We start from the raw sequence: 25,202 nt of genomic DNA on the forward strand, positions 1-25,202 counted from the left end.
AATTGCACGCTACGCTATTTTTTTCTTTATAGAATTTTTCTGTTTTAAATCAGAGAATTTTTTATATGAATTATAGATTTCAGCATATTTCTTTTTATAAACAAAAAACTCATGACCCATTTTTTCTCTAATACCGTACCATTTCTGAACTTGAACAAATAATGATATGCCTAATGCTTCTAAAATTACTCCAAACAGTCCATAATTGTTACATTTACGATGAGCATAATCATATTCAAATAAACAACGAATTTGCGGGTCTATTAATCTATCAAATTGACTAACAAGAATAACATCAAAACCTAAATGCCTATGTTGCGTAAAAAAGTCAATCCATTTTTCTCTATATAGTCTATCTTCTTGACATTTCAGTTTTACAACAGTAGGAGAAAGGATTGACTGTGCTTCATCTATAACAATAAGGGTCTGACTTTCTATACCCACTTTATGAAATTTTAAGGCATAATTTATAAAATACTCTGGTTTTGTATGTTTTAAGGAAAATGTATATAGTTTTCCAATATTTTTATAGTTTTCATTTTTCAATTTGAAACCTATTTTTTTTCTTATTTTATTCCATTTAACAATCTTAGGATTTTTACGAATATAATCGTAATTGGCTTGAAAATTACAAGCAATTACATTTTTTTGACGTTTAACAAGTTTAAATATAATCTCTTGAGAGACTTTTAAAGATTTCCCGCTACCAGGGGTTCCTGAATAAAAATAAATCAATTAGAATCTCCTCCTATTTAAAGAGGATAGGGACATTATCCCTACCCCTTTAACAAGATGTTACTTTTTAACCAAACCTTTGAAAATGCTAAGACCATTCTTCCAAAGCATGTAAGCACCAGCAACTACTAAAGCAGCGGCACCACCAGCCGCAATAACATCTAACATGTCACCTTGCAAAGCAGTAATAGCAGAACTCATTCCTTCTGGCATAAATATAACCTCCTTATTTTTTTATTATTTTAACGGTTCCGTAAAATCTTAAGAAAAATTGCTAATCCTAAAGCACTAAAATATAATACGAAACCGATTAAAAAACCATGTTCAATCCCATGAATAAAATCATTTGTACCCATCAGACCACCTACTTACAACACCATGTGCAATCAAAATCCCTGATATAAAACCACCTACATATAGAATCGCTCCATAAATACGTTGAACTTCTCCTATTAAAAAATGATAATTTTCTTCCATTATGCTTTCTGTAGCTTGATGCTAGTAAATCTGTTTTTTACTATCAATATTGCATCTACCATTTCACCTTGTGAAAAATCTGCTTTTGAATCATCATCTAACATAAATTGTTCGTTTTTGTATGTCTTAGGGTCTGCTAGTTCAACGAATCGCAGGGTTTTCTTTCCTTCTCTTTCTAATATGTTTTTCTCTACAAATACCAATCCTTTTTTAATAAATTCCATTTTTAAAAACCTCCTTGTAATTTTATATTTAATACTCTAAATACACTGTAAACTCAAATTCTCTAACTTCAACTTGTGATACTAACCCAAGGGGTGAACCTGCAATCTCTTGTGTATCTTTTAAAAATCTAACAAACATAAATTGTTCCTCTTCAATTTCAATATGCTTAATTTCTATACTGTCAACTCCTTTAACATATACATTTCTAAGGCATACTTCTTTTAATTTATGTAGGTTAATTGTGATTTTCTTTTCTTGCTTTAGTTGGTCTAATGTGATTAACTTTTGGTTATATTCGGTTAACATTTTATTGACCTCCTTTATTAATCTAAAAAAGATATATAATCAACAAAATCTTTGCCACAATTAGGACAATGCCAAAATGATAAATTTCCTTCGTTAATTTCATTTTCATTTGGTTCTCTTTCATATCCTTGACAACCACAATCATCACAAACATGTGTAATTCCTCTAGCAGTTCTTCGTTTCATTTTATTGACCTCCTAATATTAATTATAGATTGTGTCCTCATGAAATACAGGCAGACTATCGGCAATATATCGGACTTCCTTTTAATCCCATCGCATTTGTGATATAATTTTATATACCTATTTTGTATCTTGCTTTTCAGATTCAACACTATCAATTAGCTAGTGTTATACTCATGATACACTATCATTTTGCATGTGTCAATACTTTTTAGAAAAATTTTTTTTTGGAGTGTTTATAATGGTTTTATTTGCTCAAAGATTAAAGGAAATCAGAGTTTCCCAGAAAATCACACAAAAAGCTGTAGCTGAATTTCTAAACATAAAAGAAACTTCATACCAACATTACGAATACGGAAAACGTGAACCTAATTACGAAACCCTTTTCAAGCTCTGTCATTACTTCAACGTCTCCGCCGACTATCTACTAGGGCTGTCGGATGACCCTATAATACATAGAAAGGAAGATACCCATGAACAATGAAGAAAAAATACTATCAATGATGGAAGCTGTTGACAAACTAGAGCAAGATCAAACAAGACTAGAAACCGAAGTTCAGGAAATCAAATCGAATATCATATACATAAAGAAAGAATTACACTACATATGGAGTGGTATCCGAAAACTTGACAATCAAACAAGTTGAAAATAAATTTCCCAATTATAATTCTTCCTGAATAAAAAACGTTCGTGTTTTTTTGCTTTTTATAACTTCATGGGTCGCAGATGGCTATAGAAACTGTTACAGGTGAAAATATGACTGATATTGCATTATTAAAATTTGTTAAATAAAAACAACACCAATTAAGGTGTTATTTTTTTATGTCTTTATTTATAATTTTTGCCTCATTAACCTTTGTTTGGTATTACTCGTGTAAATATATCACTACAAAATAAAGGGATTGTAAAAAACAGAACATACGTTCGGCATAACTGGCAGTCAAGAGGTCAGGGGTTCAAGTCCCCTTATCTCCACCAAAAAATAGAAACAGTTGAAACTATTGATTTCAACTGTTTTATTATTTTTTGGAAATTTCTATTTTTAGCATTTTCTCCACCGTCAAGGTATCGCTATAATCTTACGTTTTGTCCTATTGACCTATCGAGTGTCGATAAACTTCTAAAATTATTCACAGTACAAGATTTAGCTAAAACTCATTTTTAATAACATTTCGGCTAATTTCTATATTATTTAAAAACCACTCCTTGTATTTTCTTAAATCCTAGTCCAGGTTCATCAGATAGTGTAATCTTATATTCATCAAATCTAGCTCCACCTTCAATTGGATCTTCGCTACATAATATAGGCCCGTCGAGATCAATTTTAGTAATAATACTCTTAGCTGCCGCCAAATGAACAGCCGCTGTCACACTTATCTTACTTTCTAGCATGCATCCAATCATACATTCTACACCATAGGTTTCAGCTAGTGCACATATTTTGAGGGCATTATAAATCCCTCCAGTCTTCATGAGTTTAATATTTATAAGATCAGCAGCACGCATTTGAATAATTTTTGCTGCATCCATGGGACTAAATATACTTTCATCTGCCAGCACTGGTATGGAAATATTATCTGTTACAAATTTTAGTCCTTCAAAGTCATAGGCCGCTACAGGTTGTTCCACGAATTCTATATTAATACCTGCATCCTCCATCTTCCTTAAGAAATATACAGCTTCTTTGGGCTTCCAGCCTTGATTAGCATCTATTCTTAGATCTATATCATATCCAACTGCTTCCCTAATGGCTTTCATTCTTATTATGTCTATGTTAGCATCTTTACCTACTTTAATCTTAAGTGTCTTATATCCCAAATTCATTGCTTCTAGGCTATCCTTAGCCATCTGTTCAGGATCATTTACGCTTATAGTAATGTCAGTAATTATTTCCTTTCTATACCCACCTAAAAGCTTGTAAAGGGGTGCTTGATATAACTGTCCGAATAAATCATATAGAGCAATGTCTATCGCTGCTTTTGCACTTGTATTCTTGACAAGAGACTTCTGTAATTTTAGCATTATCTCTTCAAAGCTTTCAATTTCTAAACCTATCAAATGCTTTTTGATAGGTTCTTCTATAGCTCCTATAATTGATCCAGTAGTATCTCCAGTAATTACTCCAGTAGGTGGAGCCTCACCATAGCCTATATGCCCTGTATCTGTGATAATCTTTACTACAACATCTTCTACACTATTTACAGTTCTTAGTGCTGTCTTAAATGGCTTTTTTAAGGGAATAGAAATATGTCCTAGTTGAATGTCCGTAATTTTCATTGAGATGCCCTCCTCTTCTTTATAAAGACAAGATATTAGATTAATATACTCTAACTATCAGATGACTCTAACCAAATAAAATCCAGTGTAAGCCTATAACTATATGGAGCTTTCACTGGATTTCATTCAGGAAGGTACATTATGTAATATAATATATCTATTGAATAAAGCAGTTATTATTATTTTTGTTTTAATTCACTATATTTTTTTACTGCATCCTTATAGGCGACTATTATAGCTTTCTGAGAAGAACCTAAGTATCTTCTTTTCACCTCTTCTTCTATATCCTTATCGAATTTACCAAATTTTTTACCAATAAAAAGACTGGCGATAAAATGTTCTGTAGTCCTAATTGTAGCAGAACAACTTAAATCAATGATCTCACTTGTATCTCCATTAATCACAAATCCTATAAAAAAGGAATTGAATTTTTGAGTAATTGCATTATCACTGTTGGTTTTTGCATTGCCTATGACATATATAGTATTTTTATCATAGTATTCACTAATATGATGGTTCAATTAAATCACCTCTCTAATCTTAGTTAAATAATAAGTATATTATACAATACTATTAAACACATTGTATAACAATACTATAGAGTTATTTGGCATAAGATTAAACTGGATATATAATTAAGACATTTTAAAATTAGTTATGCTTGTTTAGCTAAAATAATCAAAACTTATTTATATAATAACTCCAATAATGTAGTAAAAATTATAGCAGCGATAATATCTTAGCAACAAATAATCCGCCACCAGTTCCAATAACATACCCCATCATTGCCATTAGAACACCTATTGGCACCAAAGCTTCGCCATACGATGCCGCAAGAATTGGTGCAGATGCAACTCCACCTATATTTGCTAAACTTGCAACTCCACAGGTAAATAGGTCTAATTTAAATATTTTAGCTATTGCTGAGAGAATTAAGGCATGTAGTCCTAAAATAACAAATCCAGAAATTATATATAATGGTGCTTGTGTAAGCTCGGAGAAATTTGCTTTAGAAGCAATTAACCCAACTAATGTATATAACATAACATTAGCTATTTGAGACGAACCTGGAAGCTTCGCCAGTGGTGTCATAGCACATAAGATTCCTGCAGCAGTAACTATCAGAACAGTCCAGGTTGACCCAGAGATAAATTCTGTTTGAGGTAATACTTGAGAAAGATGTGTTGCAACTGATGCAATTAGTAAGCTTGAGCCTAGTAATATCATCATATCTGAAAACTCAATATTCTTTCTAACATCTTCATTAGTAGCAGCAAGCTGAGCACCCACTTCATCAATTGCACTTGTATCCGATTTAGTCCATTTATTAAATAAATGAGCATATGGAACTAAAGCTAATAAAAGCATCACCCAAATTGAATAGTTTATAGAATCAATAAGCAAAGTATATCCCATTTGTGACTCAGGAAGGTTTAGAGCACCTTGAATGGCCACCATGTTTCCTGTACCACCAAGCCAACTACCTGCTAAAGCTGCAAATGCCTTCCATGTATGTGCTTCGTACATACCCTTAAAAATTGCATAAGTTACTATAAAGGCTAACATAATGCTGATTGATGCTGCAAAAAACCCTAGAAGCATTTTAGGGCCAAGCTTCATGATCTTTCTTAAATCACATCTAAGGAGCATTAAGAAAATCATTGATGGAAGTAAAATCCCTCTAAATATACTATAATACTGTTTTACATCGTCTGTATGCTGCCATACATTGAAGGTTGAGAGCAGCATAGAAATAAGATAAATAAGGACAACCGCTGGAACATATTTAAAAAACTTTCCTTTATGGGACTTTTCTGTCCAAACAATTACTGCACCAAAAAATACTATAAATGCTAAGTACGTAAAACCGTTAGTAATCATAAATTTTTCCTCCTTTTTTTGTGTTTTATTGTTACTCGTTAAAATCACCTAAATTTTTTAAATCACCACCACCTCTTTCTTATTCAAAAGTCTTTTGTTGAGTTAAGTCATTATTTAGCTAATTCGTGAATGGCAGCTGCTATAATTTGAATATTTTTAATCAAACTATCAATGGTCATATATTCATCTGGTTGATGGGTAAGGTCAAGTTCCCCTTTAAACAATGGTCCAAAGGCTACTATATTATCCATAGATTTTGCATAGGTCCCTCCACCTATAGCTATTAATTCAGGTTCATCACCTGTTTTTTCAAAATATACTTTTTGCAATTTTTTAATCAAATCAGTATTTGGCTCTACATACAGAGGCTTTTTATGACGAATATTACTTATTTGTATGCCAAACTTCCTGGTATACCATTCTAGTTTGTTTATAAAATCATCTATAGTGGTTGTTACCGGATAGCGAATGTTTAATTCAAGGCTAACTTTAGTGTGATCTCCCTGGATGGTACCTATATTTAAAGTGAGTTTTCCGGAAACCTCATCCTTTAAGTTGATTCCTAAGTTTTTTCCATCTGTTTCCTTGTCGATATAAGTGGTGATGAATTCAAACAATTGTTTAACATCTCCTGCAAAATCTAACATGTTCAAAAACTCTACTAACTGAGTTATTGCATTTCTTCCTAACTCTGGCGTACTACCATGAGCTGATATACCGTGGGACTTGAGTATTAAGCTTTCATTATCTTGGAATTCTATAAAATCTATATTCTTCAATATTTCTTTTATCTTGTTCTTTTGTTCTTGGCCCGTTTCGATTGATGCTTCAGCATAGGAGGGTACTACATTAGGAGCAGTTCCTCCACTAATTCTAGTAAGCCTGAGTTTTCCTTGCTTGGATAAAGGTTTTATTAATGTACAGGTGAAAATTCCCTTTTCTGCATTTATGATGGGATACTGTGCATCAGGAGTAAATCCCGCTACTGGCATCTCATCTCTTTCTACATAATACTTGATTCCCTTGCTGCCACGTTCCTCATTAGTTCCAAATATTATCCTCACCCGCTTTGATAAAGGAATACCCATAACCTTTATTGCCTTTAAAGCAAATAATGCTCCTATTGTTGGTCCCTTGTCATCTAAAATACCTCTGCCATATATTCTATTTTCGTGAATTTCTGCCGCAAAAGGGGGATAGGTCCATCCATCACCTTCTGGGACTACGTCTAAATGTCCTAATACAGCTATCATCTCTTCTCCTGAGCCATATTCAGCATAGCCTATCATATTATCTAAGCTAACCGTCCTAAACCCCATATCATCTGCTAGCTTTAACGCATGCTCTAACGCCTTTTGAACCCCTTCTCCAAAGGGAGCACCTTCTTTTTTTTCACTTTCAACACTTCTTATCATTATGCTTTGTCTTACAGCTTCTAAAATTTCATCTTTCATATCTAATATTTTTTTATCTAGCATAAATTAATCCCTCCCTTTGAACACAAAAAAGCTCAATAAATGATAGATCATTTACTGAGCTTTGCTTACGGATGATGTTTTGAGACACCTAAATAAACAAGCAGTAATTGTTTATACAACATGCTTTCATATTAAATTTTTAATTGATGTTTTAATTTGAATTTTCTAACTATCATTATATATTAAAAAATTACTGAATACAATACTTTTCTATTATTTTAAAAAAGTTTTTATGAATATATTCCCTTCAGCGTATCCCCTCTTAATTTACGACTTTCTTAACTTCTCCTGCAGCTCTATTAGGTCCTTAGGTAAGCTTGCTTTCACTTCAACAGCTTCTCTATATCTAGGCTGTAAGAATTTTAAATAGTTGGCATGTAGAGCTTGTCGATTTATTAGATCAGAGGTTTGTCCATATAAATGATCTCCTATCAAAGGATGCCCTAAATGGTGCATGTGAACCCGTATTTGGTGAGTCCTTCCAGTTAATAGCTGCACTTCAATTAAAGTAGCATTTCTATATCTCTCTAATACTTTATATTTTGTAATAGATTGCTGCCCCCTAGGGTCTACAACCCTCTTAACAGCATCATCTGTAGGTCTATAGATAGCCTCATTTATTGTATCCCAGTCATTCTCTATCACGCCTTCAACAAAAGCAATATATCTTTTTTCTACTTGATCTTCCTTCATTTGCTCTGATAACACATGGTGAGTATATGGATTTTTAGCAATAATCAAAAGCCCTGATGTATCCATATCTAATCTATTAACAAAACGAATTCTACAATTCATTGCCTTTTTATCTAAGTAATACTGGGCAGCATTTGCAATTGTTCCAGTAAAATGACTTTTGGTTGGATGTGTGACAATACCAGGTTGTTTGTCAACTATAATAACATCCACATCTTCATAAACAATGTTGAAAGGTATATCTTCAGCTTCAAATTGACTAGGTTTCTCCGTCATGACAACTTTAATGATGTCTCCGTTACTAACTAATTGATGATATTTAACATAAGAATTGTTTATAAATATAGATTTGTTTTTCTTTAATTTTGTTAGTAACCTACTTGAAATATTTAGTTTTTTTCTAAGAACATCTTTTATACTACATTGATCATCATCTTTACTAGCTTCATAGACAATGACATCTTCCTTTTGTTTACCTTCTAAAATCATTTTTTCACCCACTTCTCTTTTTTCCTTCGCCATGACTATTATATGGTTAATTGTATTATGTATCAAGTGTATTTAACAACTATTTCTAGCAAGAGCAATACATACATTAAAGTATGGGTATCCTATAATTATAGATAACCAATTTTAAACTTTAATTGCACTCTGTGAAAGTGACTGACAGCAAATCAAAGATTTGGGTCATCTACTTTTGATATACACGGTCTACGGTTTCGCCCAAAACCATGGGCTGCAAATGTAGCCCTTAGTATATCAAAATTTCACCTTGTATAAGCGACTGACATGAAATCATAGATTTCAGTCATCTGCTTAAGTTCTGTAGTTGGTTACCCATAATTGTTATGTACTTTAAACATATTTAGTATTGTAAATTCTTGAAATAATACTTAATATAATATTATATCAAGTATTATTTCAAGTTTAGTGTTGAAACTGATTGTCTTTTTTGATATATTAAACAAAATTGTACTTTTCTTAATTTTCTTTTAACACTATCTGATGTTAATACTATTAATAAAAAGGAGCGCGTTTGAAATGACTAGAAAAATTATAAATATTTTACATAATGATAAAGATTTTTCTGTAGAAACTGCTGAATATTTAAAAAAGCAGCTTTACAAATTGGGTTATGAAGTTTTTAACAACTTTAACGAAGATGCAGAATTGATTATTTCTATTGGTGGTGATGGTTCTTTTTTATGGACATTACATAAATATGATTTCCCGGATGTGCCAATTATAGGTATCAATACTGGTCATTTAGGTTTTTTTACTGAAATTACTCCTGATGAAATAGATACCTTCCTTGAAAAATATATATCAGGTGACTATTTTTTAGAAGAAGTTCACACTATGAAAGCCACCATATGCACAAGAAATAATTGTATTGAAACTAGAGCTATTAATGAAATTGTTATAAAAGGAGACAAGTCAAGAACAGTTCATCTTAGTATTTCCGTTAATAATGATCTAATACAGAAATTTAGTGGTGACGGTATACTGGTTTCTACTTCTAGTGGTAGTACTGCCTATAATTACTCTATCGGTGGCAGTTTAGTTGATCCAAAGCTTAATGTGCTTCAAGTGGCACCCTTAGCACCCATTAACACCAATGCATACCGTTCCTTTACATCCAGTGTAATTCTCCCATCAGATACAATTATTAAAGTTAATCCTGAATATCGGTTTGAAAATTCTATTGTTATCGTTAGTGATGGTACTGAATATCGATTTGCAGGTATCACTGAGGTTAGTCTACAGCTTTCTGAATTGAAGGTTAAGATGCTACGTTTAAAAGATTTTAATTTTTGGGGCAAAGTCATCAGCAAATTTTTATAGAATGTCTCATAAAAACCCCCTCCAAGTTCTGGAGGGGGTTTTTATGTTTTAGTGGGTTACGCTACAGTAGTTTCTCTATTATCTGCATCAAAAACTTCTTGATCAAATTCTCCTTCTGCTTTAGCAATAATCAAAGTACAGACTGCATCTCCAGTAATATTAATAGCAGTTCTAGACATATCTAGAATTCTATCAATACCCATGATTAATGCAATACCTTCTACTGGTAACCCTACTGATTGCAATACCATAGATAGCATGATTAAGCCTACTCCTGGTACACCAGCTGTACCAATAGATGCTAAGGTAGCAGTCAAGATTACTGTTAAGATAGCGGAAAAGCTTAAATCTACCCCGTATACTTGAGCAATAAATATAGTGGCAACCCCCTGCATGATGGCAGTTCCATCCATGTTAATGGTTGCTCCTAGTGGTAAAGTAAAGGAACCGATATTTTTTGACACGCCAAGTCTCTCTTCCGCAATCTCCATTGTTACTGGTAGTGTAGCACCACTACTGGCTGTAGAAAAGGCTACTGATATAGCCGGTACGAAGTTTTTCAAGAATTTAATAGGACTTAAGCCTGTAAAACCTTTCAACATACCACCGTAGGTAACAATTGCATGAATTATAAGTGCTGCAATTACTGTTAACATATATTTCGCTAATGGCACCATTACATCAAACCCCTCAGTAGCGAAGGTTCTAGCGATTAATGCAAATACTCCATAGGGAGCCAATAGCATTACATAACCAACCATTTTCATCATTAAATCATTTAATAGCTCGAAGGTATTAACAATAGGTTTAGCCTTTTCTCCCATTGCTGATAAGCCTACTCCCATAAATACAGCAAACACAATAATCTGAAGCATACTTCCATCTGACATTGCTGCTATTGGGTTTCTTGGTATCATATCAATCAACACTTCTACTAGTGGTACGCCTTCATTGATAGTAGGCTCCTTTGTTACAATATTAGAAAGATCTAGCCCTACTCCAGGATCTACAATGGATGCTAAGGATAAAGCAATAGAAATAGCAACAGCCGTTGTTACTAGATAAAATAGTACTGTCCTAATACCTATTCTTCCTAGCTTTTTAACATCTCCCATACCTGCAGAACCATTTACTAGAGAGATAAATACTAATGGTACAACCATCATCATAATAGCTCTTAAAAACACCTGTCCCACTAGAAGAAATGCCCCGTTAATAATCACATCACTTTTAAACCCACTTGCAGGTAGCATATAAAGTATAATACCTGTAATTATACCTAAGATAAGTCCGATAAGGATTTTTGTTGTTACACCTAACGGTTTTTTCGTCATTTACTTCTCCTCCTTTTTAGATGTCTAAAGTTTAAAATAATCAGCTGTTTTCCTGTATTTTAAACGCTTGTTATTATTATACTTTCAAACATAAATTGACACAAGTTTTAGAATTTACCAACACCTTGTGAAATTTTATACTATTCATACATCTATTGAGTTTACTTCGTTCTATTTTTTGATGTAATTTCTTCCAATAAGTATTTTTGTTTCTAGTTTCTCAATTTTACAACTTAAATGATTTTTCTTTATGTTTAACTTCAAAAAAATATAAGGAGAAAAGTTTCATCTTCTCCTTATATCTCTATATTAAATATTTAATTTTATTTAACTTAGCTACGTGCAAGTCTATTAACAATTAATGCAATAGCACCATCACCAGTTACATTTGCTGCAGTTCCAAAGCTGTCTTGAGCAATATACAATGCCATCATTAATGCCAATTGTCCATCAGTAAAGCCCAGCATAGTTTCTAGTAAACCTAGTGCTGCCATAATAGCTCCCCCTGGTACTCCAGGAGCCGCCACCATTGTGACCCCTAGCATTAAAATAAAAGGAAATACCTGTCCAAAGCCTAATGTCATCCCTTCCAAGGCCATTACTGCTATAGCACATATCGTTAGGGTGATCGTACTTCCTGCTAAGTGAATAGTAGCACATAAAGGTACCGCAAATTCTGCCACTTCATCAGCAACATGATTGTTTTTTGTACTTCTTACGGTAACAGGAATAGTTGCCGCTGAAGATTGTGTACCAATCGCAGTAAAATAAGCAGGTAGCATGTTTTTAATAGCTGTAAATGGATTTACTTTTGTCATAGAACCTGCTATTAAATACTGAATAATAATATAAGCTATATGCAGTGCTATAACTAAAACGAATACTCTTCCAAATACAGCAAAGGTTTCAGCCACCTCTCCTGCATAAGCCATTCTAGCAAATATTCCAGCTATATGTATTGGCAATAATGGAATAATAATATTCTCAATAACTTTTTGTATGATCTGTTGAAACTCTTGCATAAAGTGAAGCATTGTATCACCTTTAATAGCTGCGATCCCTAATCCTAATATGAAAGCAGTTACTAGAGCTGCCATAACCCCCATGATGGGCGGGATTTGAATTTCAAAATATGGAGAAGCAATTAAGGCTTCTGCCGCTGTTTCTCTTCCAGCAGTAATAATAGCTGGCAGTATAGTTGTTGCTGCCAAAAAAGCTAGTACACCTGCCACTACTGTAGATAAATAAGCAATACCAGCAGTTAGACCCAATAATTTACCAGCTTTGTTACCAAGCTCTGCAATTCCTGGAGCAACAAATCCGATAATAAGTAGTGGAACAATATAATTTAAGAAGTTTCCAAAAATTCCACTGAAGGTTATTAATAACCTTGTAAGAAATTCAATTCTTGTGGTGCCAATAATAATACCAATAATAATACCAATAATGAGTTTGGGTAGTAAACCTAGTTTTTTCATTATAACACTCCTTTTCTTGTAGTTTTTCTCTTGTTTCATATTTAGTTGTTTTCTTGTTATGATTCCTTTTACACCCAAAATTTATAATACCTTATATTCCTATAGTTCTCAATATATTGAAAAGTAGTTGTAATATTAAATATTTTGAATTATTTCACACAACGTCTTCATATTTTATATAAAGTTCAAAAACATTTTAATTTCCTTGTTTTCATTGTATAATATTTATATGTAAATATAATTAAATAACAATTTTTACAAATAACTAATATTTATTATATCCTTAGGAGGAATTGTTATGCGTTCTTTGATACACGCAATATCTTTAGATCCTTCAAAGTGCACAGGATGTACCAATTGTATAAAACGGTGTCCTACTGATGCAATTCGTGTGAAAAATGGTAAAGCTAAAATTATCGATAGCAAGTGTATTAATTGTGGTACCTGCATACACATATGTCCCTTTAACGCCTTTGCTGGTATCACCCCTGATTTAGATTATATTTTTCATTATCCCTATAGAATCGCTCTAATCGATCCAGTTTTATATAGTCAATTTAACGAAAGTGTTACACCTCCACAAATCATTGAAAGTATAAAACAATTTGGTTTTAATGATATATATGAGGTTTCCCACGGGGCAGACCTTGTTACGAATTTCACAAAAACACACATCTCTAGTACTACCAAATTTCCCATTATATCTTCATCCTGTCCAGCTATCATCCGATTAATCCAGCTTCGTTTTCATAATCTAATCAGTCACATATTACCCATTGATTCGCCTATTGAAATCGCAGCTTTTATGGCTCGTAATAAAGCTATAGAGGAAAAAAAGATTCCAAAAGAAGAAATCGGCATATTTTATATTTCTCCATGCACCGCACGTATTTTTAGCTTTAAAAAACCTATAGGTACAAAAAATACTTATATTAATGGTTCCCTTTCCATTAAATCAATATTCTTAATGGTTAGTAAAAATATGAGTTCTACTGAAGCATCAAATAATTATTATCCTTCCGGTAAAGGCATAGATTGGTCCAGGGTTGAAGGGCAAAGTAAGGCCTTAGGAATAAAGGAATATCTTGCAATTGATGGAATTGAAAACGTTATCGAAGTATTAGAGGAAATTGAAGATCATAAAATAAATGATTTGATTTTTTTAGAATGCCAAGCTTGTACCAACGGATGTGTGGGAGGAAGCCTTACAGTGGAAAATTCCTTTGTAGCCAGAAATCGTATTCGTCGATTAGCTGAAAATCATTATCCTTATACTCCCGGTAACATGGATATTTCTGCTAAGAAATTTGTTTTTACAGAACCTATCGATCCGTTATACTCAGATAAATTAGATACAGATTTATCCAAGGCTATAGAAAAGCTTATGAAAATTGAGGAAGTTATAAGAAAGCTCCCTCAAATAGATTGTGGAGCTTGTGGTTCCCCCTCCTGTCGTGCATTAGCTGAAGATATTGTTCTAGGCTATGCAAAAGAAGGGGATTGTATGGTCAACTTTAAAAAATTGTATTCTATCTTGGAAACCGATCCTACCGAAGCTGAAAACCTTCCTACAACAGAAGGTTAGTAGAAATCATAGTTTCTACTAACCTCTGTTATCCTTATCCTATTAATAAGTCACCTATTACCTTTGATAGTCTTTCTTCCATATATCTTCCTCATTTCTTTTATAGGTTTAAAAGAATCTTTGGTTCGATATGCTCATCAATCTTATTTTTAATACACTAAGAATCTATATTTATAGTTCTTAGCTACATCCAGATTTACGGATGCAACTGTAAAATAGATTCTAATCCTTCTTCCTTAACCGTTGGTATTAAATTGTTTTGTAAAATGTATTCCGATAAATTAATCTCCGCTAATGCTCTTTCATAGCCTTCACGACATTCTTGTAAATCAACAGGCTCTCTCGTATGAATATTCCAAGCTTTACTGTTTTCGAAAATACCATCATTAGACATGATAAAGATTTTCTCATCATCTATAAAAGATCCCCTCGCCACATGCACTTGTTTTGCTACAAATCCATCTGTAATGTTCAACAAGTCTTTTCCCAAGGTTTTGTTAGGTTCCATCTCCAATCCCAATAGGTTCGCCATTGTTGGAAAAAAGTCTATTTGTCCACCTACTGTTCCAATTTCCTCATTTAATCCGCTGTTGGGAATATGCACAATGAATGGCACTCTAAACATCTCATCCTCTTCATAGGGTTTACCTAAAAAGGAGGTTAGTAGATGATTTGCTTCTTCATTACGCATATTGAGTCCTTCATGATCTCCATATATTACTATAATAGAATTATCATATAATCCTTCCTTTTTCAACAGTTCAATAAAATTTCCCAGTTCATTGTCTAGATAATGTACTGTTTGTAAATAATCCTCCAGCAGTGTATCTTTATAAGTATCTTGAAATTTCAAACCTTTATATTGATCCTCCATCATAAAAGGATGATGAGAAGTTAAAGTTATATAAAAAGAATAAAAGGGTTGTGATTGTTTTTTTAGAAAATCCACTGACTGCTTGAATAAAGATCCATCACTTAACCCTATACCTATAAGCTCATCCTGCTGCAATGCTTCTAAGCTTATGAAGGTATCTATTCCTTGAGAAGAATAAATACTTTCTCTATTCCAAAAACTCCCTTCGTTACCGTGAAAAGCAATAGTACTATAACCCGCCTCCTTTAATAATGAGGGTAAAGTAATAAACTCATTATCTTCGAAAGCCTTATAGCTGAAGGTTTTAGTGGAAGGATAAAAACTATTATGGGATATAAATTCCGCATCAGAAGTGTTACCCCAGCCAACCTGCTCATAATAACGACTAAAATATATACTGTCATTATTGATTAAATTGTTTAATACAGGAGTAATGCTCTGTCCATCAATTTCCCTATCAATAACAAAATTTTGTATAGATTCCGCCTGGATGACAATAACATTTCTATTCTTTGCCCACCCAAATCCCTTTTGGTTGCTGTCTACTTGGTTAATGGTATCCATAACAGCCTCTACCCTATCAATATCTAATGGACTTTTTATAAAAAAGTTCATTATGTCATATAGATGATAGTTGATTACCCCTAAGTTATAAGGAGTATAATGGTCCTCTGCATCCATATTTATTCTATAGGTTATTATTGATGCCGAAGTAATTAGAAGAAGTAACATCATAGCAAAAGCGTTTTTTTGTTTTTTCTTAAGCACAGGTAAAACGATTTGTTTTTTCCTAAAGAAGACCCATAATATTATTGTATCAATAAAAAACAAAATATATTGAGGTTTTACTAAAGCAACAATACTATTAGAAACAGGTCCAATCTGTCCTATTTGATAAATACTATGAATAGGTATCAAAGTAAAAAAATGACTAAAATACATGATATCCATTAAAAGTAATATAGATAGCCCCATATTGATTATCAAACATAGATTTACTCTTTTATTTTCTCTACATAGACAAGTTAAACAAAATGCTACTGTAACTAAAAAAATATTACTAATAGTAATCATAAAATAATTGCTCTCAATGCCTATATAAGCATGTAATATAAAAATCTTAATAAATATACCTAGACTAGATAAAGAAAGAATATATATATTTTTTGTATGTGAATATTTCTTTTCCATTTTTTGTCCCCCTAGTGTCTTATAGATATACGCCTTTAGACTTAAATTTTAATATACACGGTCTACGGTTTCGCCCTCGGCCGAAAACCATAGCCGAGGACTGCAAATATAACCTTTAGTATATTAAAATTTAGGGGCGTATGCCTTAGCTAATATCATAATTAGAATATAATATATTTTATGCTAAGTGACAACAAAAATCAAAAATATTAAGTATTCAAATTGCGAAGAGAATACTTAATATTTTCTACTCTTATAGTTCTATATATTTTCAAATAAAAAGTACTATTTATCATTTATTTCTATCTCTTCGTAATTAAGTAATGAAGCTACAAATTCCTTAGGTATAAAGGTTATAGATAAACCTTTTTTAGCGTATTCTTTGTCATTACCTAAAAATACAATGTTATTATCCAATGGAATAAAAATCCTGTCATAACTAAGTTTTTGGATTTTTCCATCAATCATCAACTCACTCTTTATTGTGTCTGTATAAATTAATTCCAAGGCATATCCTGCCATTTTAATATCTTCTTCATTAAGCTGTCTTTCAGTATACTTCATTATTCCTGGATTAACAGTATCAGCAACAACCTTATTAATAAGAGAGTAAATTATACGGTAGTGATCCATTTCTCTTCCAATGTTCATTGTGTCTCCACCATAATAAAAATTAATCTCCTCCGGCATATCAATATATGTAAACTTTTCATCACTTATTGTCGTTGAACATCCAAATAACAATAATGTACTTATAAGAAGGATTAACAGAATTTTTTTCATTTTCTTATACTCCTTTATCATTTTTTCTATTTATACCCTTTTCTTTCATATATATTTAGACGATTTTTTTCCATGAAAAGTTTCATTATATATAAATTTTTTTCAAAATTTTGTTTCTATTATTATTTGCAATAATTATAATTTGGCAGATAACTGTCTATCTTAAGTATTAGCACAAAAAAAGAACAGGAAATCCTGTCCAATTCAATAATTTTTAATTATTTATGTTATATTAATCTATATCTGTGAACTCTCCAATTGTTCCAGCCACTACCTTCAACAGATCATTAGGATTTATTAGAATTTGGCAACCCCTTACACCTGCACTAATCATTATATTAGGAAATTGCAAAGCACTACTATCAATATAAGTGGGATAGTTTTTCTTCATACCTATAGGTGAAACCCCTCCACGAATATACCCAGTCAACTGCTGTACTTCCTTTAGTGGTACTAACTCCACCTTTTTATTCCCACTGATACTGGCTGCTTTTTTAAGGTTTAACTCAGCTCCGCCAGGAACACAGGCTATAATGACTCCAGTTTTATCACCTCGAGCTACCAATGTCTTAAACACCTGCTCTAATGGTATACCTACCTTTAAAGCTGCATTTTCTGCACTTAAATCAGTCTTGTCCACTTCATATTCCCTTAACTCATAGATAATTTTATATTTGTCTAATATTCTTGCTGCATTTGTTTTTTTCATCTTATATTATCCCTTTCATCATACCTTAATTCCAATCCAACCCCTACTTCTTTTACATGCAATAAACGAGCTATCGTCAATTTTGATTGAAAATCAGTGCAGTGGGCTGCATAAATATATCTTGGTCCTAAATTCTCTAAGTAATCCAGTGTTCTCTTTAGCTTTTGCTCATCAGGATTAAGTAAATGAAATCCACCAACAATATCTAGCACTTTACTATGATTACAGATTTTTTTAGCGTACTCTACAATATTACAAATACCACTGTGGGAACAGCTGGTAATAATAACCAAACCCTCTTCAGCCTTATAGACCAACGCTGAATCATCTAAGAGGTAATCATCTTCCTCCCTGCCATGAATCACAGTCTTACCAATAGGTTCTTTATTCTCAAAATCATTGGTTCTCTCAACTTCCCCAAGAAAAACCAAGCTATCAGTAATCCAAATTGGTTCTTTACTTAAATGAAGATGAAAATTCTTTAATATAACTTTATCGACTTCTCTAAAGCCTATCTCTCCCTCTTCTGCCTTCTTTTGATTAAATACCAGAGGATGTCCAATGATTTTTTTCTTTTTTAGCTGCTCTTCATTTATGTTATACTTTGAATATAGATTAAATAAATGCTTAATACCCCATGTATGATCATTATGACCATGGGAGAATACGATAGTATCTACATCTAAAAGGCTAAATCCCATCTTTTCTGCATTTTTTATAAAAATATCAGAATAACCCAGATCAAATAGAATTTTTTTGCCGTCTACTTCGATCCAATAACATACCCCAGGTTCACCATAATAATATTCATCAATATATGTATAGTTATCTACCAAAACCTTCAATATCATTTTAATCCTTCTCTCTTTTTTATTTTTTTAGCTGTTCCTGTTATTTGTCACTGGCAATATTATCAGTCAACAATGGTTCATACATCATGATTGCATGATTTTCAGTTATGTACTTATCTTCAATCAATTGTGATTCATAGTTATATATCTTTCGATAAATTGTGTTATGACGAACATAGCTGCCCCAATATTCATGGCTTATCCAATGCTCTTTTTCGTAAACTTCATATGTATCCATTGGTTCAATTGTAGTTCTCCATTCTCCAACTAAATCTTGATCAGTTAAATATAAATGTAATTGATAAGGCTGATCTGTTCCGTTTAGTATTCTTAAGTCTAGATAATTGTAGAAACAAGTTGCTCCGCTTCCAAATGGTAACTTTCTGTTTACATCAGGAAAAACATCATAACTATGCCGATGTCTTTCTATAACAGTTAATGGGGTATGTAATGTCATCCAGTATATTAAATTTGATAATTGGCATAAACCTCCTCCAACTCCTGTTCTATATTTCCCATGAGAAAGGATCATCCCCTCTACATAACCCTTGTTTCGTGTTGTTTTTCCTATTAACCTCCAAAAAGAAAATGTTTCTCCTGGGTAAATGATAACCCCATTTATTTTTTCAATAGCTAGCTTAAGATTAATCATTTTATTGTATTGTAACCACATCTCTATATCCTTTAGCTTCCTTAATAGGGGAGTTTGATGTTTAAACACAATATATGGTTCTAACTCAGTATTTACGCTCATAGCAAATTTTGTTTTACCAAAGCACCATTCAAGATATCTCCTTAGTGTATAATAATTCTTACCCAAAATTATGCGTAAATTTGATCTCTTTTTCGGTTGCATAGTTTCCCTCTCTCCACACAATATCAAATTTTCTTTTCTTGCTCCATAGATATTTAATCATAATTTCAATTTTTCTTTTAAAAACCCTTCAATTTATTCCATTATTTTTCACATATATCAACAATGCAATAGAAAGTTTCTGTTACATTTAAACCATTCGTGCTTTTCATCTAAGTATTCGACATTTCATCTATTTTGCTGAATGTTTAGAAAGTATTTAGCATAGAAATTACCGACACAATTAGTACCTTTCTCTAGTTAATCAAATATAGTTTCAACTTTTTTCGCCAAAATTGTTTATATTTCGTCATCGGGTTATTATAATTCCTGTTAAAAATGTTATATTAAAAAGGATGACAAAAATAAATATTCTAGTCATCTTTTATTGAAACTTACAATAATATTGCTTATTATTAAACTGGTATTTATTACTTTTTTATATTGAATAGTTCATAGATTTCACGAAAACGTTCTGCCTCATTGATATCACCGCTCTTTTCATATGCAGCTGATAACAAATAATAAGTGTGTCCATAGGTAGGATCAATTGCCAAAGCATTTTTTAAAATCACTAAAGCTTCGTCAATATTGTTATTAGAGAGTTTATCCTGCGCACCTTTTAATAAGCTTTCTAAAGATTTGTATTGTTCATTAGTATTCATAACTTCTATTAGCACTTGCTTTACTCTATTGGTTGTAAAAGGTTTTTGCAAATAAGCAATAGCTCCCATTTGTGTACATTCAACTGCATTTTTTACTGTTGGAAATGCTGTAATAATTATTACAGGGGTTTCTATACCCATTGTACGAATTTGACGTAAAACTTCAGTCCCGCTCATTTGGGGCATTTTAATATCTAAAAAAGCTAAATCAAAGCACATTGCTTGAAATGCTTCTAGAGCTGCTATGCCATTTTCTACACTGATAACATCATATCCTTCATGCTGCAACCATGTAGTTAGTAATTTTCTGATGTTTTTTGTATCATCAGCTATTAGTACTTTTTTCATTTTAACGTCTCCTCTATTTAACTACTTATTCTACCTTGTGATCATTCAATCTATTTTCAGAGGCAAAATAAAAATTGTATCTTATCAACTCCAATAAACAGGATAAAAAATGATAAAGAATAGAGATGAGTTTGAAGTTTTAAAAAACATAGGACATAACTTCCTATTGACCAAAAAAATGATTGGATATAATCCAATCATTTTTTTATGAAATGTTCAACATTCGCGCAAATTACCATTATTGGTGGGCAATAAGGGACTCGAACCCCTGACTTCCTCCACGTCAAGGAGACACTCTACCAGCTGAGTTAATTGCCCGTGTAAATGTAATTATAGCACATCCTCTGCCCTTTTCGCAACTATATTATACTAATGAGTTAAAAGGATTTATTACGACAAGTTTGATTAAGCACCAAAAGGGCCCTTAGGCCCTTAGGCCCTTTTATTGCTGTCTTACCATCCACTTACAATCTGAGAAAAATTACTAATAAATGTATCGACATGTTGCTTTTCTATGATTAAGGATGGAAGTAATCTTAATATATTAACATTGGTTACATTCACCAATATTTTTCTATCATGAAATTGCTTGTTCAATATATCATGATTTTTCAATATTTCTACACCAATCATCAGACCTTTGCCACGAATTTCTCCTATGAACTCAGGATATTGGCTTTTTAATGCTTCCAACTGTTCTTTTAAGTATACTCCCATTTCCTTCGATTGAGATAATATGCTTTCTTGAAGGATTTCTATTGTTCTTTTCCCTAATGCTGCTGCTATGGGATTTGGAGCAAAAGTGGTACCATGATCTCCCCCTTTAAAATAGTGGGCAATCTTTTCTGCAACCAAAATACCTCCTAGAGGAAGCCCTCCTCCTATCCCTTTAGCAAAGAGCAAGATATCAGGGGTAATATTGGTGTGTTGATAAGTAAAGAGTTCTCCAGTCCTTCCCATTCCTGTTTGTATTTCATCCATACATAATAATACATTATATCTATCACAAAGCTTTCTAGCTTCTTCAATGAACTCCTTAGAAATCACCTGTACTCCACCTGAACCGAAAATTGGTTCAAATAATAATGCTGCTGGCTGATGCTTTAGAAAGATCATTTCTAGTAATTGTAAGTCTTCCTTCTCCAGTTCATACACCGGCATATTAATGGAAGGAAAATCCTGCTGAACCTTCTCCATTCTTGTCAATTTTAAGGCGCCTAGCGTTCTGCCATGAAAACTGTTTTTAAATACTACAACACCCTCCTGCCCTACATCCTTACTATATTTATGGATATATTTTATAGCTGCTTCTGTACTTTCTGCTCCAGAGTTAGCGAAATATATCTTTCCAGGGAAAGTTGAATTTACAAGTCTTTCTGCTAATTCTATTGCAGGTTTGTTATAAAAGAAATTAGAAATATGTCCAAACTGACTGCTTTGCCGCTGCATCTCCTCCAAAAGCTGAGGATGACAATGACCTAATGCATTAACTGCTAATCCTGAAAATAAATCTAAATAGGTTTCATTATTTTCATCAGTAATATACATCCCCTCTGCCTTCTTCACCACAATTGGCATTCTACCATAGGTTGGCAGAATATATTGTTGATCCAGCATCATCCAATCTTTTATCATTCTTCCATCTCCAATCCAAAACCTTTACCTATTAATTCAATAGCCTTTAGTTCATCCTTTTGGTCTATTACCCATGTGATGATAATCTCAGAGGTTGTAACCATTTTAATCTCAATATGATTATTAGCCATAAGCTCAAATACTTTAGCAGCAACACCTGAATGAGAACGCATCCCCAAACCTACTACAGAGATTTTTGCAATATCTGTATTCACTTCCCATTGAACACTTTTATCTTCTTGTCTCCATTTTTCAACAATTTCCTCAGCTACATGAAGATCGGTTTTAGATATAGTAAAACTTACATTCATTCTATGATCTTCTGTTAACATTTGAGAAATCATATCTACGTTTACTTCTTGTTCACCGAGTTCTCCAAATAATCTATATAGACTACTGGTAGAAGAAGGTAAATTTAATAATGTAATTTGTATATCATCTAAGCTTGAAGCCATTCCGGTCACTAAGGTTTCTTCCATAGAAGCGTCTCCCCCATTTGTTATAATTGTTCCTATTTCTTCTGAAAATGTAGAAGCAACATAAATTGGTATCCGATATTTATGTCCTAGCTCCACAGCTCGGTAATGCATTACACCCGCTCCTAAGCTAGCCATTTCCATCATTTCTTCATAGTTAATTTTTTCTATTTTTCTTGCTCTTTTTAGCTTTCTAGGATCCATCGTATAAATTCCATCTACATCAGTATATATTTCACAGCTAGCCCCTAATTTTGCCGCTAAAGCAACCGCTGAAGTATCACTGCCTCCACGTCCTAGCGTTGTAATTTCGTTATCTTCAGTTACCCCTTGAAAACCTGCTACTACCACAATCTTGTCCTCTTCTAGAGCTCTCAAAAGCTTAGACGCTTCGATATCTTTAATGCGTGCTTTTTGATGAATAGAAGTAGTTTGGATATTTAATTGTGGTCCAGTAAAGGATACTGCTGAATATCCACTGGCGTTTAGAGCCATAGATAACAAGGCTATGGAAATCTGTTCTCCTGTTGTCAACAGCATATCCATTTCCCTTGGAACCGGATGATCTGTTATCCCTTTTGCCAAGGAAATTAGTTCATCAGTAGTTTTTCCCATAGCTGAAACAATGACCACCACATGATATCCTTCTTCTTTTTTTCTAATAACTTTTTTTGCAACTTCTTTAATTTTCTCTGTTGTAGCTACAGATGAGCCCCCATATTTTTGTACTACAATCTTCATTTATTCTTACGCCCCCATTAAGTCTCGAAGTTCTTGGACTATTTCAGTTTTTGATTTTGTTTTATCATCAATTTCTTTGATTACTTTAGCTGGTGTACCTGCCACTACTACATTTTCAGGTACATCTTGGGTAACAACAGCTCCCGCTGCAACAACAGAACCCTTGCCAACCTTAACGCCTTCTAATATAACAGCATTGGCTCCTATAACAACATCATCTTCGATGATAACTGGTGTTGCTGATGGCGGTTCAACTACTCCTGCTACTACTGTGCCGGCACCAATATGGCAATTTTTACCAATAATTCCTCTGCCTCCAACGACTACATTCATATCAATCATGGTTCCTTCACCAATGATGGCACCAATATTTATCACTGCTCCCATCATAATAACAGCATTTTTATGAATTTCTACCTTTTCACGAATAATCGCGCCTGGCTCAATTCTAGCAGGAATGTCCTTCATATCTAATAGGGGAATCGCTGAATTCCTTCTGTCATTTTCCAAAATAAAATCTTCAATTTTGTCTTTACATTCTGATAATAATACTGAAATTTCCTTCCATTCTCCAAAAATAACTCCTGTATTACCAGTAATAAAGTCCTTCACTTGCCATTTGTTCCATTCTATTTGATCCAGCTGTCCTTTTAAATATACCTTTACTGGTGTTTTTTTCTCACTATCCTTAATATATTGAATAATTTCTCTTGCATCCATAACTTTTCTTCCTCCTGTTTATTGTTATTGTTATCCTAAGCATCCTTTAAGCAATAAATCTTACAATCTATTTGGCAGGATGGAATATCTAACTGCCTTTAGAAAAAAGGCAGTTAGTATTTTTAACTTATTGTATATTTAAAACATCCTTGATATTATACATACCACTTGGTTTATCAATCAAAAATTTGGCTGCCTGCAGCGCACCTCGAGCATAAATAGAACGATCATAGGCTTCGTGGGTTATTTTAATGGTTTCCATTTCACCAATAAAATCTACTTCATGCACTCCTACGATGTTTCCACCACGAATTGCGTGTACGCCAATTTCTCCTTTTTCTCTAGGACACTGCCCTGACCTGCCAAAGACATGCTTTCTTTCTTCTCCTAAACCCTTTTCTATTGATGCTACAATCGTTTTAGCGCTTCCTGAGGGGGCATCCTTTTTTCTATTATGATGTGACTCTATCACTTCAATGTCCAGAGTACATCTGTTTTTTAGTATTCTTGCTGCTTGCTCTACCAATGAAAATAATATATTCATTCCTATTGACATATTTGTTGCTTTTAAAATTGGAATTTTCAAGGATGCATCTTCAATCAGCTTAAGCCCTTCTTCTGTAAACCCTGTAGTCCCAATTACTAGAGGTATACTGTTTTCTCTGCAATAAGCTACCACCTCATTTATTGCAGTGGGATGGGAAAAGTCTATAACAATGTCTGGTTTCTTTGATAACTCACTTACCGGTATATTTTCACTCACTCCCTCTATTGAAGTCCAATAGTCATTATCCTTTGCTATGTCAACAATCATTTGTCCCATTTTTCCATCTATACCCCAAATTGCTAAATTCATCGA

At 32.9% G+C, this 25,202-nt stretch carries 26 protein-coding genes and 1 tRNA gene; 4 read left to right on the forward strand and 23 right to left on the reverse strand.

Features of this window, described 5'->3' with window-relative positions:
* Window positions 1–9: 9 nt before the first annotated feature.
* The 5 genes from CHB72_RS03725 to CHB72_RS26260 form a co-directional block, all read right to left on the reverse strand.
* Window positions 10–735, reverse strand: a complete 726-nt coding sequence (locus tag CHB72_RS03725; protein ID WP_089281534.1) for a zonular occludens toxin domain-containing protein — start codon at window positions 733–735, stop codon at window positions 10–12.
* 60 nt (window positions 736–795) lie between these two features.
* Window positions 796–948, reverse strand: coding sequence for a hypothetical protein (locus tag CHB72_RS26255; RefSeq protein WP_176431176.1), 153 nt, complete (start codon window positions 946–948; stop codon window positions 796–798).
* 263 nt (window positions 949–1,211) lie between these two features.
* Window positions 1,212–1,436 (reverse strand): hypothetical protein, encoded by a 225-nt coding sequence (locus CHB72_RS03730; protein ID WP_089281535.1) that lies wholly within the window; start codon window positions 1,434–1,436, stop codon window positions 1,212–1,214.
* Window positions 1,437–1,464: 28 nt separating this feature from the next.
* On the reverse strand, window positions 1,465–1,743 hold the full coding sequence (locus tag CHB72_RS03735; RefSeq protein WP_089281536.1) for a hypothetical protein: 279 nt from the start codon (window positions 1,741–1,743) through the stop codon (window positions 1,465–1,467).
* 17 nt (window positions 1,744–1,760) lie between these two features.
* The gene (locus tag CHB72_RS26260; RefSeq protein WP_176431177.1) at window positions 1,761–1,928 is read right to left on the reverse strand and encodes a hypothetical protein; all 168 of its coding nucleotides are present in this window, start codon (window positions 1,926–1,928) and stop codon (window positions 1,761–1,763) included.
* Window positions 1,929–2,166: 238 nt separating this feature from the next.
* Here CHB72_RS26260 and CHB72_RS03740 point away from each other — a divergent pair, with 238 nt between their 5' ends.
* Together CHB72_RS03740 and CHB72_RS26265 are read left to right on the forward strand one after the other, a co-directional pair.
* Entirely contained in the window at window positions 2,167–2,409 is a 243-nt protein-coding gene (locus CHB72_RS03740; RefSeq protein ID WP_089281537.1) for a helix-turn-helix domain-containing protein, read from the forward strand.
* Window positions 2,399–2,572: a hypothetical protein gene (locus CHB72_RS26265; protein WP_176431178.1), complete on the forward strand. Its 174-nt coding sequence runs from the start codon at window positions 2,399–2,401 to the stop codon at window positions 2,570–2,572. The genes CHB72_RS03740 and CHB72_RS26265 overlap by 11 nt, the downstream gene beginning before the upstream one ends.
* A 542-nt stretch (window positions 2,573–3,114) precedes the next feature.
* Here CHB72_RS26265 and CHB72_RS03745 read toward each other — a convergent pair.
* The 5 genes from CHB72_RS03745 to CHB72_RS03765 all read right to left on the reverse strand — a co-directional run bounded on the left by CHB72_RS03745 (window position 3,115) and on the right by CHB72_RS03765 (window position 8,744).
* Complete coding sequence (locus tag CHB72_RS03745; protein ID WP_089281538.1) at window positions 3,115–4,203, reverse strand: dipeptide epimerase; 1,089 nt, start codon at window positions 4,201–4,203, stop codon at window positions 3,115–3,117.
* A 179-nt stretch (window positions 4,204–4,382) separates the two neighbouring features.
* Complete coding sequence (locus tag CHB72_RS03750) at window positions 4,383–4,724, reverse strand: DUF3870 domain-containing protein (RefSeq protein ID WP_242975026.1); 342 nt, start codon at window positions 4,722–4,724, stop codon at window positions 4,383–4,385.
* Between the two features lie 199 nt (window positions 4,725–4,923).
* Window positions 4,924–6,084 carry a DUF819 family protein gene (locus tag CHB72_RS03755; protein WP_089281539.1) on the reverse strand — a complete coding sequence of 387 codons (1,161 nt, stop codon included), beginning with the start codon at window positions 6,082–6,084 and terminating at the stop codon, window positions 4,924–4,926.
* A 110-nt stretch (window positions 6,085–6,194) separates the two neighbouring features.
* Window positions 6,195–7,562, reverse strand: a complete 1,368-nt coding sequence (gene pepV / locus CHB72_RS03760) for a dipeptidase PepV (protein WP_089281540.1) — start codon at window positions 7,560–7,562, stop codon at window positions 6,195–6,197.
* 267 nt (window positions 7,563–7,829) lie between these two features.
* Window positions 7,830–8,744, reverse strand: a complete 915-nt coding sequence (locus CHB72_RS03765) for an RluA family pseudouridine synthase (protein WP_089281779.1) — start codon at window positions 8,742–8,744, stop codon at window positions 7,830–7,832.
* A 552-nt stretch (window positions 8,745–9,296) separates the two neighbouring features.
* Here CHB72_RS03765 and CHB72_RS03770 point away from each other — a divergent pair.
* Window positions 9,297–10,100 carry an NAD(+)/NADH kinase gene (locus CHB72_RS03770; RefSeq protein ID WP_089281541.1) on the forward strand — a complete coding sequence of 268 codons (804 nt, stop codon included), beginning with the start codon at window positions 9,297–9,299 and terminating at the stop codon, window positions 10,098–10,100.
* Window positions 10,101–10,156: 56 nt separating this feature from the next.
* On the opposite strand, the gene CHB72_RS03775 is transcribed toward CHB72_RS03770, so the two are convergent.
* Together CHB72_RS03775 and CHB72_RS03780 are read right to left on the reverse strand one after the other, a co-directional pair.
* Window positions 10,157–11,434, reverse strand: a complete 1,278-nt coding sequence (locus tag CHB72_RS03775) for a dicarboxylate/amino acid:cation symporter (RefSeq protein ID WP_089281542.1) — start codon at window positions 11,432–11,434, stop codon at window positions 10,157–10,159.
* Between the two features lie 332 nt (window positions 11,435–11,766).
* A complete protein-coding gene (locus CHB72_RS03780) occupies window positions 11,767–12,912 on the reverse strand; it encodes a dicarboxylate/amino acid:cation symporter (RefSeq protein ID WP_089281543.1) in 1,146 nt (381 codons plus the stop codon).
* A gap of 298 nt (window positions 12,913–13,210) precedes the next feature.
* Here CHB72_RS03780 and CHB72_RS03785 point away from each other — a divergent pair, with 298 nt between their 5' ends.
* Window positions 13,211–14,497 carry a [Fe-Fe] hydrogenase large subunit C-terminal domain-containing protein gene (locus CHB72_RS03785; RefSeq protein ID WP_089281544.1) on the forward strand — a complete coding sequence of 429 codons (1,287 nt, stop codon included), beginning with the start codon at window positions 13,211–13,213 and terminating at the stop codon, window positions 14,495–14,497.
* A gap of 196 nt (window positions 14,498–14,693) precedes the next feature.
* On the opposite strand, the gene CHB72_RS03790 is transcribed toward CHB72_RS03785, so the two are convergent.
* The 11 genes from CHB72_RS03790 to dapB all read right to left on the reverse strand — a co-directional run bounded on the left by CHB72_RS03790 (window position 14,694) and on the right by dapB (window position 25,199).
* Window positions 14,694–16,562, reverse strand: coding sequence for an LTA synthase family protein (locus CHB72_RS03790; RefSeq protein ID WP_089281545.1), 1,869 nt, complete (start codon window positions 16,560–16,562; stop codon window positions 14,694–14,696).
* Between the two features lie 285 nt (window positions 16,563–16,847).
* Window positions 16,848–17,345, reverse strand: coding sequence for a hypothetical protein (locus tag CHB72_RS03795; protein WP_089281546.1), 498 nt, complete (start codon window positions 17,343–17,345; stop codon window positions 16,848–16,850).
* Between the two features lie 232 nt (window positions 17,346–17,577).
* A complete protein-coding gene (gene ybaK, locus CHB72_RS03800; RefSeq protein WP_089281547.1) occupies window positions 17,578–18,054 on the reverse strand; it encodes a Cys-tRNA(Pro) deacylase in 477 nt (158 codons plus the stop codon).
* Complete coding sequence (locus tag CHB72_RS03805) at window positions 18,051–18,905, reverse strand: MBL fold metallo-hydrolase (protein WP_089281548.1); 855 nt, start codon at window positions 18,903–18,905, stop codon at window positions 18,051–18,053. Before CHB72_RS03805 ends, ybaK begins: the two co-directional genes overlap by 4 nt.
* Window positions 18,906–18,945: 40 nt before the next feature.
* Window positions 18,946–19,761 carry a VanW family protein gene (locus CHB72_RS03810; RefSeq protein WP_089281549.1) on the reverse strand — a complete coding sequence of 272 codons (816 nt, stop codon included), beginning with the start codon at window positions 19,759–19,761 and terminating at the stop codon, window positions 18,946–18,948.
* Between the two features lie 428 nt (window positions 19,762–20,189).
* Window positions 20,190–20,771 carry a response regulator gene (locus CHB72_RS03815; RefSeq protein WP_089281550.1) on the reverse strand — a complete coding sequence of 194 codons (582 nt, stop codon included), beginning with the start codon at window positions 20,769–20,771 and terminating at the stop codon, window positions 20,190–20,192.
* 242 nt (window positions 20,772–21,013) lie between these two features.
* Window positions 21,014–21,089, reverse strand: a tRNA-Val gene (locus CHB72_RS03820).
* Window positions 21,090–21,224: 135 nt separating this feature from the next.
* Complete coding sequence (locus CHB72_RS03825; RefSeq protein WP_089281551.1) at window positions 21,225–22,406, reverse strand: aspartate aminotransferase family protein; 1,182 nt, start codon at window positions 22,404–22,406, stop codon at window positions 21,225–21,227.
* Window positions 22,403–23,623, reverse strand: a complete 1,221-nt coding sequence (locus tag CHB72_RS03830; RefSeq protein WP_089281552.1) for an aspartate kinase — start codon at window positions 23,621–23,623, stop codon at window positions 22,403–22,405. The genes CHB72_RS03825 and CHB72_RS03830 overlap by 4 nt, the downstream gene beginning before the upstream one ends.
* Before the next feature lie 6 nt (window positions 23,624–23,629).
* The gene (gene dapD / locus CHB72_RS03835) at window positions 23,630–24,343 is read right to left on the reverse strand and encodes a 2,3,4,5-tetrahydropyridine-2,6-dicarboxylate N-acetyltransferase (protein ID WP_089281553.1); all 714 of its coding nucleotides are present in this window, start codon (window positions 24,341–24,343) and stop codon (window positions 23,630–23,632) included.
* A 127-nt stretch (window positions 24,344–24,470) separates the two neighbouring features.
* Window positions 24,471–25,199 (reverse strand): 4-hydroxy-tetrahydrodipicolinate reductase, encoded by a 729-nt coding sequence (dapB, locus tag CHB72_RS03840; RefSeq protein ID WP_089281554.1) that lies wholly within the window; start codon window positions 25,197–25,199, stop codon window positions 24,471–24,473.
* Window positions 25,200–25,202 lie beyond the last annotated feature (3 nt).

Origin of the sequence: Anaerovirgula multivorans (assembly GCF_900188145.1) — a bacterium.
Taxonomy (GTDB): Bacteria; Bacillota; Clostridia; order Peptostreptococcales; family Natronincolaceae; genus Anaerovirgula; species Anaerovirgula multivorans.